Below are 12,085 nucleotides of genomic sequence, written 5' to 3' on the forward strand. Positions count from 1 at the left end.
CAGTGAAGACCATTTCCGATCTGGGTGACCTGCGCGGCAAGCGCGTCGTCATCCGTTGCGATTTCAACGTTCCGCTCTCGGGTCAGACCATCACCGATGACGGCCGTATCAGGGCCGCGCTTCCCACCCTGAAGGAGCTGCTGTCCCAGGGCGCCCGGGTCACCGCACTGGCCCACCTGGGGCGCCCGAAGGGCACCCCCGACCCCAAGTTCTCGCTGGCTCCCGTCGCCGCTCGGCTCGGTGAGCTGCTCGGTCAGTCCGTGAAGCTTGCCACCGACACGGTGGGCCCGTCGGCCCAGGCCGTGAGCGCCGCTCTCGCCGACGGCGAGATCGCGCTGGCCGAAAACGTGCGTTTCGAGGCGGGCGAGACGAGCAAGGTCGACGCCGAGCGCGCCGAACTCGCCGAGAAGTACGCCCAGCTCGGTGACTACTTCGTCTCCGACGGCTTCGGCGTCGTCCATCGCAAGCAGGCCAGCGTCTACGACATCGCCAAGCTGCTGCCCAGCGCCGCTGGCCACCTCGTCGAGAAGGAAGTCTCGGTCCTGTCGAAGATCACGACCGATCCGGAGCGGCCCTACGTCGTCGTGCTCGGCGGTGCCAAGGTGGCCGACAAGCTCGCCGTCATCGACAACCTGCTCAAGGTGGCCGACACCCTCATCATCGGCGGCGGCATGTCCTACACCTTTCTCAAGGCTCAGGGCTACGAGGTGGGCAATTCGATCCTCGACGAGAGCAAGGTGGAAGCCTGCAAGGGCTACCTGGCCGACGCCCAGGCCAAGGGCAAGAGAATCCTGCTTCCCGTCGACGTACGGATCGCCGACGGCATGGACTTCGAGGCCCGTACCGTCAAGGGTGAGGTCGAGGTGGTTCCGGTCGACGCCATACCCGCCGACAAGGGCGGCCTGGACATCGGCCCCGAGTCGGAGAAGCTGTTCGCCCAAGAGATCGCCGGGGCGAAGACCGTCTTCTGGAACGGCCCGGCCGGCGTCTCGGAGATCGAGGCCTTCGCCGGTGGCACCAAGGCCATCGCCAAGGCGCTCGCCGAGGGCTCGGCGTTCAGCGTCATCGGTGGCGGCGATTCGGCCGCCGCGGTGCGCACCTTCGGCTATTCCGACGACCAGTTCGGCTGGATCTCCACCGGCGGCGGCGCCTCCCTGGAGTACCTCGAGGGCAAGCAGCTGCCGGGCCTGGCAGTCCTGGAAGGGGACAAGTGATGGCGCGCACACCGATCATCGCCGGCAACTGGAAGATGAACCTCAACCACATTGAGGCTCTCGGTCTGGTCCAGAAGCTCGCCTTCGCCCTGCAGGACAAGGGCTACGACAAGACGAAGTCCGAGGCGGTCGTCATTCCGCCGTTCACCGATCTGCGCACCGTGCAGACCCTCGTCGAGGGCGACCGCCTGCCGATCGCCTACGGCGCCCAGGACCTGTCCGAGCACGACGCCGGTGCCTACACCGGCGAGGTGAGCGCCGATATGCTCGTCAAGCTCGGCTGCAGCTATGTGATCGTGGGTCACTCCGAGCGGCGCCAGTACCACGCCGAAACCGACGAGATCGTCAACGCCAAGGCGCTCAAGGCGCTCTCGAAGGGACTCACGCCGATCATCTGCGTCGGTGAGAGCCTGGAGGTGCGCAAGGCCGGCAAGCACGTCGAGCACACCGTCGCCCAGGTGAAGGGTGCCCTGGCGGGGATCGCCGCCGAGCAGGCTGCCTCGCTCGTGATCGCCTACGAGCCCGTCTGGGCCATCGGCACCGGCGAGGTCGCCACGCCCGAGGACGCCCAGGAGGTCTGCGGGGCGATCCGCTCCGCGCTCGCCGATCTGTACGACGGGCCCACCGCGGAATCGGTGCGCATCCAGTACGGCGGTTCGGTCAAGCCGGGCAGCGTGGCAGCCATCATGGCCAAGCCCGACATCGATGGGGCCCTGGTGGGTGGCGCCAGCCTCAAGGCCGAGGATTTCGCGGCCATCGTGCGCTTCTACGATCAGCCCTCCGCCTGATCCACGCCACGAGATGAGACGCAGGGGCGTCCCGGCATCGTCTGGCGGTGCTTGGGCGCCCCTGCCGCGAGGCGCCACGGCTTCGTGACGGCGCGGCTTCGTGACGGCGGGCACGCACTGCCTGCCCCGGACCTGGCCGGGCGGCGGCGGCGCGCCGGCTCCGCGGTGGCATGGCGGCCCCTGGCCGGGCGGAGCCCCCGCATCGGTGGGCTAGACTCAGGCAGTGATGTCGATTCCACTCATGACTTGGCCCACGATGACGCTCTCGATCCTGCTCATCGTGCTGAGCCTCGTCCTCACCGCGTTCATCCTCCTTCACAAGAGCCGTGGTGGCGGCCTGTCCGATTTGTTCGGCGGCGGCATGAGCACGGCCATGAGCGGCACCTCGTCGGCCGAGCGGATGCTCGACCGGCTGACCATCATCATCAGTCTCCTGTGGCTGGCCTGCATCTTCGGCCTGCTCGTGCTGCAGCGGCACGCCGGCTGAGCCGCAGGCCCCCGCCAGGACAGATTCACCGAATTCTCGACCCGCAAGGAGCGCAAAGCAGTGTCCAGTGGAAGTGCCATTCGTGGCAGCAGGGCCGGTGCCGGCCCCAGTGGCGAGGCAGTGCGCGGGGAGGTGTGCCCTCGGGTGCAGGTTTCCTACTATTGCGCCAACGGGCACATCACCCAGCCGTCCTTTGCCGTGGACGCGCAGATTCCCGAGCAGTGGGAATGCATGAAGTGCGGGCTGCCCGCCAATCTCGACCAGCGCAACCCGCCGCCGCCACCGAAGACCCAGCCGTACAAGACTCATCTGGCCTATGTGAAGGAGCGCCGCAGCTCCAAGGAGGCCCATGCCATCCTCGAGGAGGCGCTGAGCCACCTCAAGGATCGTCGCGCGCGCGGCGAGGTCATCTACTGATCGGGTGCCTACAGATCGCAGCGGAAATAGGGAAGGCTCTGCGCCGCCGCCTCATCGACGAACCACAGGGTGCTTTCGGTGCCATGCGGGTATGTGGCGGGGCATCGTGGATCGCCTTCAAGCCCTGCGCGCACGGCATCGCGCTTGTCCGCTCCTGAGGCGAAGAGCCAGACCTGCCGGGAACGATTGATCGCCGAGAAGTTGAGCGTCACGCGTTCGGGTGGATCATAGGGAGCATCGGTCACCCCGCTGGCCAGGAGCGTCGTCTTCGACTGGGCGGTGAAGCTGGAATGCCGAGGGAAGATCGACGCGACATGGCCGTCCTCGCCCACGTCGAGCAGGCAGCAGTCGAAGACCGTGCCCCCGAGTTCCTCTGCATAGGCAAACGCCGCATCGTCGACATCCGTCGTTCCGGTGCGCGGGGGCATCGCATGGATGTGCGAGGGCACCAGCGGCAGCGTGGCTGCCAGCACGCTGAGCGTCTGGAAGGAGAAGCGAACGGGGTCGGTGGTGTCCACGAAACGCTCTGTCGACCACCACAGGTGCAGACGCGAGGCATCGAAGATCCCCGAGGGCGCCAGCGCCGCCAGCTGGTGGCACAGCTCCAGACCGGTCGGGCCCCCGGCGAGGCACAGGTGCACGAACTCCTGGTGGCGTTGCAGCTGCGCCAGATGGGCGCTGAGGCGTCCCCCGGCGTGCGCGGCGAGCTCAGCCCCGTCGCGGTAGCGGAAGACACGCGGTGCACTCATCAGGAGGCTCGCTCCGCGAGCTTGTCGAGCGCCTGCTCGAAGATCGCATCGGGCCCCAGGCGGCGAAGCTCCTCGGAGAGCAGCTCGACGCGAGTGCGCCGCGCCAGCGCCGCGGTGCGCACCGGCTGGTCCGGCACGATGTACTCCGAGTCGGTCTTCGACACGCGCCGGATCGCAACCTCGCCGCACTCGGTCTGCAGCCGCACCGCCGTGATGCCAGGTCCCATCGACGTGACGATGCCCACCGGCACGCCGAGCCGGGCGTCGAGCCAGGATGCCAGCAGGGCGGCGGGCGCATTCTCCTCGGCCGCCTCGACTGTGGCGGAGCTGACCGGCCGGCCGCACTGGTCCAGGGCAGACGCGATGAGTGCTCGCCAGCGGGTGAGCCGAGTCCACGACAGATCGGTGTCGGCGGCGCTGTGCGGGCCGCGGGCCCGCGCGATGAGCGTGCCGACGGGGTCGTCGGAGTTCGTGGCATCGGTGATGCGCAGCCTCGCGAGCGCGCCCACCGGGTCCTGGGAAGGCAGCTCTGGGCCGCGCCCCGGCCACCACGCCACTGCCGGCAGATCGGGAAGCAGCAGTGGCAGCACGACCGAGTCGGCGTGGTCGACGAGATCACCGGACAGCCGCAGGGTGATCATGTCCCCGGGCACGCCCTCGCCGATTCGGATCTCGGCATCCATGGCGGTCTTGGGGGACTTGCTCGTGAGCACCATGAGGATTCGCGACGGATGCTCGGCTGCAGTGGCCTGGGCGGCGTCGAAGGCCTGCGAGTACTGCTGGGTGCTGCTCATGACGATGAGCGTCATGACCAGCCCGGAGGCAACACCGGTGGAGCGGCGGGCGGACAGCGCGCGGGCAGCGACCGCTGGGGCATTGGTATCGGTGAGTTCGATGATCATGGCAGTCTCCTCAGGGCCTGCGCCAGGTGAATCCGTCACGGGCCAGCATGTCGGCGGCACTGCTCGGCCCCCAGGTTCCCGACGGATAGGGTTCGGGGGCTCCCGACTCGGCCCAGCGCTCGAGCACGGGGTCGAGCAGTTCCCAGGAGAGCTCCACTTCCTCCTGCTGCGGGAACAGCGGGGGATCACCCAGCAGCACATCAAGGATGAGGCGCTCGTAGGCCTCCGGGCTGGATTCGGTGAACGAGGCCGCGTAGGCGAAGTCCATGGTGACCTGGCGGATCTCCATGCCCGTTGCCGGGACCTTGGCCCCGAAGTGCATCGAGATGCCCTCGTCGGGCTGGATCCGTAAGACCAGCGCATTGGTGCCCAGCTCGCGCGTCTCGGTGTTGTCGAAGGGCAGGTGAGGTGCGCGCTTGAACATGAGCGCGATCTCGGTGACGCGCCGCGGCATCCTCTTGGCCGACCGCAGGTAGAAGGGCACCCCGGCCCAGCGCCGCGTCCCGATGTCCACCCGGATGGCAGCATAGGTCTCGGTGCGCGAGTCGGAGGGAATGCCCTTCTCCTCGAGGAATCCGGGCACCTGCATGCCGCCCTGCCAGCCTGCCACGTACTGCCCCCGTGCCGTATAGCGATCAAGATCGGCGGGGATGCTCGCGGCCGCCAGGACCTTCTGCTTCTCGATGCGCAGTTGACGTGCCTCGAAGCTGTTGGGCTCCTCCATGGCGGTGAGCGCCATGAGCTGGAGCAGATGGTTCTGGATGACATCGCGGGCGGCACCAATGCCGTCGTAGTAGCCGGCGCGCCCCCCGATGCCGATGTCCTCAGCCATGGTGATCTGCACGTGACTGACATAGTTGTTGTTCCAGACCGGCTCGAACATCTGGTTGGCGAAGCGCAGCGCCAGCAGATTCTGCACGGTTTCCTTGCCGAGGTAGTGGTCGATCCGGAACACCGACTCGGGGGGGAAGGCCTTCGAGACCACCCGGTAGAGCTCCTTGGCGCTGGCCAGGTCATGCCCGAACGGCTTCTCGATGACGACCCGCTTCCAGCCCTTGGCCTGGTCCACCATCTCGTGGCTCTCGAGCTGGTCCACCACCACCTCGAACATGCTGGGCGGCACCGAAAGATAGAAGGCGTGGTTCCCGCCGGTGCCCTGCTCGTTGTCGAGCTTGTCGAGCGCGGCGTGCAGCCGGTCGAAGGTCGACGAATCGTCGAAGTCGCCCCAGACGAAGCGGATGCCCGTCACGAGTTGCTTCCAGGACTCCTCCCGGAAGGGGGTGCGGGCATGTGCCTGGACATCCTGGCGCACCAGCTCGGCGAACTGGGCATCGGTGTAGTCGCGGCGCGCAACACCTACCAGACCGAAACCGGGCGGCAGCAGCCCGCGGTTGGCCAGGTCGTAGACGGCAGGGAGCAGCTTCTTGCGCGAGAGATCGCCGCTGACCCCGAAGAAGACCAACGCGCAAGGACCTGCAATCCGCGGGAGCCGCAGGTCATCCGGATCGTAGAGAGGGTTGACCCATCCCGGGACTGGTACTTCAGCCATGGCATCCTTCCAGCGCTGCGGCCGACACTGTGCGATGACTACGATATGCGCATCGCCATACCCGGCTCGACCGGCGAGCAGTGGATCGAGCTGCGATCAGCGCCTGCAGGCCCGCGCAATCGCAGGGAGGAGCTCGGCGAGCGTCTCGGGAGCCACTGCTCCGAATCCGAAGACGATCCCCTGCACGTCGGGGGAGTGCGGGCCCCAGTAGCCGGACAGCTCCCCGACGAGGATGCGCTGCGCCGCCAGCGTCGCGGCAACCTCGGCACCGGGCCCCTCGGTGTGGACCACCGCGTGGAGACCGCCGGTCAGCGGTGCCAGATGGGCGTTCGGCAATGAGCCCAGCGAGTCGAGGATGAGGCGGCGGCGCCGGCGGTAGTCGCGGCGCATCCGCTGGATGTGACGGCGCAGTTCACCGCTGGCCAGGTAGTCGGCCAGCGCCTGCTGGACGAGTGCTGGTGTCGGCAGGCCAGTCGCGAGGCGGTGCGCGGACAGTGTCGGGATCAGTCTGGCGGGCGCGACGAGGTAGCCGGTCGCCACGGCCGGGGTGAGCACGGTCGAGAAGGTGCCCAGCAGCACCACCGACCCGTTGTCGGGATCGTCCAGGGTCGCGAGGGCCGGAAGCGGCATCCCGACATAGCGCAGCTCGGAGTCGTAGTCGTCCTCGACGACGATGGTGCCGGTGCGCCCGGCCCAGCCCAGCAGCTCTTGCCGGCGCGCCAGCGACAGCGAACCGCCATTGGGGTACTGGTGGCTCGGGGTGACGACGACGACGTCGGGGAGGCGCTCGCCCTGTGGCATTGCCGCCGTGACGAGGCCCTGGTCATCGGTCTGCATGGGGAGCGTGTCGATTCCCAGCGCAGCGGGCACCCCCAGGAGCGCCGGATGGCCGGGCTGCTCCACGCCGACCAGCAGGCGCCGCCTCCCGGCGCTCAGGGCCTGGAGCAGCAGGGCCAGGCCCTCGCGGGCCCCCGAGGTGACCAGGATCTGCCCGGGGGGTCTGACGAGAGCCCGCATCATCCTCAGGTGCTCGGCGATCTCGAGGCGCACAGCGGGCAGGCCGAGCGGGTCCACGACCGCCGTGGGGTGAGCTACGGCCTTCCGCCAGGCTGCGCGCCACGGCGGCGAGACGATCGAGGAGACGTCGGGAGTGCCCGGGCGCAGGTCGACGTAGGCCGGCCCGGTCCGGGGCACCGCGCGGGGCGCCGGCGGCGCGGGGCGGGCCGGGCGCAATCGGACCGCCGCCTCCACCCGGGTGCCGGAGCCGGGGGTGGCCTCGAGATAGCCCTCGGCCTGGAGCTGGTCGTAGGCGGCAACCACCGTCCCCCGCGACAGCCCCAGGTTCGCGGCGAAGGCCCGGGTGGAGGGCATCGCGTCATGGTGGCGCAGGTGACCCTCGTCGATGAGCTGGCGCAGTGCGCGGACCAGCTGGGCCGTCAACCCGAGGGGGGAGCTGCGGTCGAGCTGTATCGGCAGATCGACCACCAATTGCCCGCGCACCGCCCCATTGTGCTGTGCGGCAGGGCGCGTGCGCGCAGTGTCTCAAAGTGGTCTATGCAAGATCTGCAGATGTGGATCTTGTGGTGGTCCGCTATGGGCGCTGTGATGGCACTCATGACTGAGGAGACGACAGCTACCACCCGCGTCAAGCGCGGACTCGCCGACATGCTCAAGGGCGGGGTGATCATGGACGTGGTGACCCCCGAGCAGGCACGCATCGCCGAGGACGCCGGCGCCAGCGCCGTCATGGCGCTCGAGAGGGTGCCAGCGGACATCCGGGCACAGGGCGGGGTGGCGCGGATGAGCGATCCCGGTCTCATCGAGGGCATCCAGGCGGCCGTGTCGATCCCGGTGATGGCCAAGGCACGCATCGGCCACTTCGTCGAGGCCCAGGTGCTGCAATCCTTGCGCGTCGACTTCGTCGACGAGTCCGAGGTGCTCTCGCCGGCCGATTACTCCCACCACATCGACAAGTGGGAGTTCGACGTGCCCTTCGTCTGCGGTGCCACGAACCTGGGCGAGGCACTGCGCCGGATCACCGAGGGGGCCGCCATGATTCGTTCGAAGGGCGAGGCTGGCACCGGCGATGTCTCCGAGGCAGTACGCCACATCCGCACCATCCGCGACGAGATCAATCGCCTGCACGGGCTCGGCAGCGAGGAGCTCTATGTCGCCGCCAAGGACTTGCAGGCCCCCTACGATCTGGTGCGCGAGGTGGCGCGAACTGGCGGCCTTCCGGTCGTGCTGTTCGTCGCTGGCGGTGTCGCGACGCCCGCGGACGCTGCCCTGGTGATGCAACTGGGCGCCGAGGGGGTCTTCGTCGGATCGGGCATCTTCAAGTCGGGCAATCCCGCCAAGCGGGCCGCCGCCATCGTCAAGGCCACCACCTTGTACAACGATCCCGATGCCATCGCCGAGGTCTCCCATGATCTCGGCGACGCGATGGTCGGCATCAATGTGAGCGATGTGCCTGCCCCGCACCGGCTGGCAGAGCGCGGATGGTGAACATGGTGACGCCGCCGTCGCATCGCGGCGGGCCCGGCTCGCCCGATCGGGCGGCGCCGCTGGTCGGCGTGCTGGCCCTGCAGGGCGGGTTTGCCGAGCACGTCCGGGCACTGACCGCTGTGGGTGCCCGGACACGGCTGGTCCGCCGCCCCGCCGAACTCGACGGCATCGACGGCATCGTCGTGCCCGGCGGCGAGTCGAGCGTGCTTGACAAGCTCTCGAGGGCCCTGGGCCTTGCCGAACCGCTGCGCGGCGCACTCCAGGCAGGTCTGCCGGCGCTGGTCACCTGCGCGGGCCTGCTCCTGGTGGCCGAGGAGCTCGTCGGCGCCGCGCCGGGTCAGCGCAGTCTCGGGGTGCTGCGTGTGCGAGCCCGGCGCAATGCCTTCGGACGTCAGCTCGACTCCTTCGAGACGCACCTGAGCGTGGCGGGGATCGGCGGCGATGTCGAGGCGGTCTTCATCCGAGCGCCCGTCATCGAGTCGGTGGGCCCCGCAGTGGAATGCCTCGCCGCGGTGCACGGACAGGTCGTGGCAGTGCAGCAGGGGGCGATCACGGCCTTGTCCTTCCACCCCGAGCTGACCCACGATCTCCAGGTGCACCGCAGTTTCGTCGGCAGGCTGTGACCGGGCACGCACCCCCAGGCGAGCGGGCGCCGGCTCAGCCGGCGATCCCGCTCTCGTGCGGTTCGGGGCCAAGGGCCGCGCGTACATCGCCCAGCCCCAGCCCGATGCGCATCCGGTAGAAGCTGCGGTAGACGAACACGGCGGACACGAGGAGGAAGACCGCCGCCAGGATCGCGGTCAGCGCTGCACCGTCGTGGCGCAGCGCCACCGCGAGCTCGACGGCCAGCAGCCCGAACAGCGTGCTGAACTTGATGATCGGGTTGAGGCTCACCGAGCTGGTGTCCTTGAAAGGGTCACCGACGGTGTCGCCGACCACTGAGGCGTCGTGCAGGGGAGTGCCCTTGGCGTCCAGATCGACTTCGACGATCTTCTTCGCGTTGTCCCATGCGCCACCGGCATTGGCCATGTAGATGGCCTGGTAGAGGCCGAAGACGGCGATCGAGATGAGATAGCCGATGAACAGGTACTCGTTGAGGAAGGCGAAGCCCAAGGTGGCGAAGAAGACTCCCAGGAAGATGTTGATCATGCCTCGCTGGGCGTACTGGGTGCAGATCTGCACCACTTTCTTGGAGTCCTCGGTGGAGGCCCTCGTGGATCCTTCGAGGTGGATGTTCTCGCGGATGAAGCTGACGGCCCGATAGGCACCGGTCGTCACGGCCTGCATCGAGGCGCCGCTGAACCAGTAGATGATCGCCCCGCCGCTGATCAGCCCCAGGAGGAAGAGCGGGTTGAGCAGGCTCATATTGTGCAGGAAGCCGGCGTCCTGGATGCCATCGGGATAGGCGCTGGACAGGCTGATGAGGATCGAGAAGATCATCGTCGTGGCGCCGACCACGGCGGTGCCGATGAGCACGGGCTTGGCGGTGGCCTTGAAGGTATTGCCTGCGCCGTCGTTCTCCTCCAGCAGCCGCTTGGCGCGGTCCCACTGAGGGGTGAACCCGTAGTCACGCTCGAGCTCAGCGTCGATGCCGTCGATGTCCTCGATCATGGACAGCTCGTAGACACTCTGGGCGTTGTCGGTGACCGGCCCGTAGGAGTCGACGGCGATCGTCACCGGACCCATTCCGAGGAAGCCGAAGGCCACCAGGCCCATCGCGAAGACCGCCGGGGCGACCATGAGCTGGTCGGATATCAGGGTGGAGATCGCCGCGGCGATCCCCATGAGGCCCACGATGGTGATGCCCAGCCAGTACCCGGAGAAGTTGCCCGAAACCACCCCCGACAAGATGTTGAGGCTCGGCCCGCCCTGCTGGGTCGAGACGACCACCTCCTTGACGTGGCGCGACTTGGTGGACGTGAAGGCCTTCACCAGCTCGGGGATCAGCGCGCCGGCCAGTGTGCCGCAGCTGACGATCACCGACAGCTTCCACCACAGCCCGGTGGCCGGCTCGCCCATCGAGCCGAGCAGGCCATAGGAGGCCACGAAGGTGAGCGCTATCGAGACGAGCGAGGTGATCCACACCAGCGAGGTCAGCGGCGCCTCGAAGTCCATCTGTTCCGCGTCGGCCCACCGGGCTCGGGTGATGGCCGAGTTGATGGCATAGCTGATGAAGCTGGCGACCATCATGACGATCCGGATCGCGAAGATCCACACCAGCAGGTGCAGCTTGACCTCGTCGCTGTTCGCCAGCTCCCCGGGGACGGCGAGCAGGACGAAGGTGATGAGGGCCACACCCGTGACGCCATAGGTCTCGAAGCCGTCGGCCGAGGGCCCCACCGAGTCGCCGGCGTTGTCCCCGGTGCAGTCGGCGATGACGCCGGGATTGCGGGCGTCATCCTCCTTGATGTGGAAGGCGATCTTCATGAGATCGGAGCCGATGTCGGCGATCTTGGTGAAGATGCCCCCCGCGATGCGCAGCGCTGCGGCCCCCAGCGACTCGCCGATGGCGAATCCGATGAAGCAGCTGCCGGCCAGGTTTCCCGGCAGGAACAACATGATGAACAGCATCATGAACAGCTCGACGCTGATGAGGACCATCCCCACGCTCATGCCCGATTGCATCGGGATGCGGTGGGTGGGATAGGGCTTGCCGCGCAGGGCGGCGAAGCTGCTGCGGGAGTTGGCGAAGGTATTGACCCGGATGCCATACCAGGCGACCCCATAGGACCCGGCCATGCCCAGCAGGCTCATGAGCAGGATGACCGCCACCCTGCTGAGCGGGAAACCGACGAGCGCGGCGTAATAGACGGTGATGACGGCGGCGATGAAGACCCACAGCACGATGAGGAAACGGCCCTGCTGGGTCAGGTAGGTGACACAGGTCTGGTAGATGAGCTCCGAGATCTCGCGCATCGAATCGTGCACGGGAAGCCTCTTGAGACGCAGATAGGTGATCACTCCGAAGGCCATGCCGGCGAGGCACACGAGCATGCCGAGTGCGAGCAGCGCCCAGCCGCTCATGCCCAGATAGCTCACCGCCGGGTCGTGGAAGTCGGGCAGGGTGAGGTTCGCCTCACCGCCGCCGGCTGTGCCCGTGCCGCAGCCGCTCAGGGCCAGCGCGGCCGAGACTGCGGCGCCGGCGCGCAGCCACTGCGTCCGGTGGCACCGCGATCGGGGGCACTGCGTTCGGCGGTACTGCGTTCGGTGCTGACGGACGGGCTCCCGGCGCGGCTCACGGGCGGTGTCAGATGTTCTCGGGCCGTCCTCGACGGCGTGGTCCACGGTGGCACTCATGTCGATCCCTCCATTGGGTCAACTCCTGCGTCCGGGGGCCGGCCGGTGTCGAACACCCTTGTCGACGTCGTGACCGGGCCCCTCCATCGAGAGCCGGCGTCGACCGGCTCGCGATCTCGCAGACAGCGTATCGGGTGGCCCGTTGACCGGTCCGGCCGGACCCGCCGAAATGCGCCG

Annotated in this window: 11 protein-coding genes; 6 read left to right on the plus strand and 5 right to left on the minus strand. The window is 68.1% G+C overall.

Annotation, left to right across the window (positions count from 1 at the left end; genetic code table 11):
- The first annotated feature begins 2 nt into the window (after window positions 1–2).
- The 4 genes from BMX93_RS00580 (at window position 3) to BMX93_RS00595 (ending at window position 2,906) form a co-directional block, all read left to right on the plus strand.
- Complete coding sequence (locus tag BMX93_RS00580; protein ID WP_091966596.1) at window positions 3–1,214, plus strand: phosphoglycerate kinase; 1,212 nt, start codon at window positions 3–5, stop codon at window positions 1,212–1,214.
- Window positions 1,214–2,002, plus strand: a complete 789-nt coding sequence (tpiA, locus tag BMX93_RS00585; RefSeq protein ID WP_091966598.1) for a triose-phosphate isomerase — start codon at window positions 1,214–1,216, stop codon at window positions 2,000–2,002. Before BMX93_RS00580 ends, tpiA begins: the two co-directional genes overlap by 1 nt.
- A 226-nt stretch (window positions 2,003–2,228) precedes the next feature.
- On the plus strand, window positions 2,229–2,489 hold the full coding sequence (gene secG, locus BMX93_RS00590) for a preprotein translocase subunit SecG (protein ID WP_245725659.1): 261 nt from the start codon (window positions 2,229–2,231) through the stop codon (window positions 2,487–2,489).
- Between the two features lie 60 nt (window positions 2,490–2,549).
- The gene (locus BMX93_RS00595; protein WP_091966600.1) at window positions 2,550–2,906 is read left to right on the plus strand and encodes an RNA polymerase-binding protein RbpA; all 357 of its coding nucleotides are present in this window, start codon (window positions 2,550–2,552) and stop codon (window positions 2,904–2,906) included.
- Window positions 2,907–2,914: 8 nt separating this feature from the next.
- On the opposite strand, the gene pgl is transcribed toward BMX93_RS00595, so the two are convergent.
- The 4 genes from pgl to pdxR form a co-directional block, all read right to left on the minus strand.
- A complete protein-coding gene (gene pgl / locus BMX93_RS00600; RefSeq protein WP_091966601.1) occupies window positions 2,915–3,655 on the minus strand; it encodes a 6-phosphogluconolactonase in 741 nt (246 codons plus the stop codon).
- Window positions 3,655–4,557: a glucose-6-phosphate dehydrogenase assembly protein OpcA gene (locus tag BMX93_RS00605; protein WP_091966603.1), complete on the minus strand. Its 903-nt coding sequence runs from the start codon at window positions 4,555–4,557 to the stop codon at window positions 3,655–3,657. Before BMX93_RS00605 ends, pgl begins: the two co-directional genes overlap by 1 nt.
- Before the next feature lie 10 nt (window positions 4,558–4,567).
- Window positions 4,568–6,106: a glucose-6-phosphate dehydrogenase gene (gene zwf, locus BMX93_RS00610; protein ID WP_091966605.1), complete on the minus strand. Its 1,539-nt coding sequence runs from the start codon at window positions 6,104–6,106 to the stop codon at window positions 4,568–4,570.
- A gap of 96 nt (window positions 6,107–6,202) precedes the next feature.
- Window positions 6,203–7,606, minus strand: a complete 1,404-nt coding sequence (pdxR, locus tag BMX93_RS00615; protein WP_091966607.1) for a MocR-like pyridoxine biosynthesis transcription factor PdxR — start codon at window positions 7,604–7,606, stop codon at window positions 6,203–6,205.
- Window positions 7,607–7,771: 165 nt separating this feature from the next.
- Here pdxR and pdxS point away from each other — a divergent pair, with 165 nt between their 5' ends.
- Both pdxS and pdxT read left to right on the plus strand, forming a co-directional pair.
- On the plus strand, window positions 7,772–8,611 hold the full coding sequence (gene pdxS, locus BMX93_RS00620) for a pyridoxal 5'-phosphate synthase lyase subunit PdxS (protein WP_245725660.1): 840 nt from the start codon (window positions 7,772–7,774) through the stop codon (window positions 8,609–8,611).
- A gap of 2 nt (window positions 8,612–8,613) precedes the next feature.
- Window positions 8,614–9,234, plus strand: coding sequence for a pyridoxal 5'-phosphate synthase glutaminase subunit PdxT (pdxT, locus tag BMX93_RS00625; RefSeq protein ID WP_091966609.1), 621 nt, complete (start codon window positions 8,614–8,616; stop codon window positions 9,232–9,234).
- A 34-nt stretch (window positions 9,235–9,268) separates the two neighbouring features.
- Here pdxT and BMX93_RS00630 read toward each other — a convergent pair whose 3' ends face one another.
- On the minus strand, window positions 9,269–11,908 hold the full coding sequence (locus BMX93_RS00630; protein ID WP_091966611.1) for a sodium-translocating pyrophosphatase: 2,640 nt from the start codon (window positions 11,906–11,908) through the stop codon (window positions 9,269–9,271).
- Window positions 11,909–12,085 lie beyond the last annotated feature (177 nt).

The organism is Propionibacterium cyclohexanicum (genome assembly GCF_900111365.1).
In the GTDB taxonomy this organism is placed as follows: domain Bacteria; phylum Actinomycetota; class Actinomycetes; order Propionibacteriales; family Propionibacteriaceae; genus Propionibacterium; species Propionibacterium cyclohexanicum.

Bases quoted from the DNA above. Each gene is read 5' to 3' on its own strand.
- tpiA (WP_091966598.1), top strand. From the start codon at position 1,214: ATGGCGCGCACACCGATCATCGCCGGCAACTGGAAGATGAACCTCAAC.
- secG (WP_245725659.1), top strand. From the start codon at position 2,229: ATGTCGATTCCACTCATGACTTGGCCCACGATGACGCTCTCGATCCTG.
- pgl (WP_091966601.1), bottom strand. From the start codon at position 3,655: ATGAGTGCACCGCGTGTCTTCCGCTACCGCGACGGGGCTGAGCTCGCC.
- BMX93_RS00605 (WP_091966603.1), bottom strand. From the start codon at position 4,557: ATGATCATCGAACTCACCGATACCAATGCCCCAGCGGTCGCTGCCCGC.
- zwf (WP_091966605.1), bottom strand. From the start codon at position 6,106: ATGGCTGAAGTACCAGTCCCGGGATGGGTCAACCCTCTCTACGATCCG.
- pdxS (WP_245725660.1), top strand. From the start codon at position 7,772: ATGCTCAAGGGCGGGGTGATCATGGACGTGGTGACCCCCGAGCAGGCA.
- pdxT (WP_091966609.1), top strand. From the start codon at position 8,614: ATGGTGACGCCGCCGTCGCATCGCGGCGGGCCCGGCTCGCCCGATCGG.
- BMX93_RS00630 (WP_091966611.1), bottom strand. From the start codon at position 11,908: ATGAGTGCCACCGTGGACCACGCCGTCGAGGACGGCCCGAGAACATCT.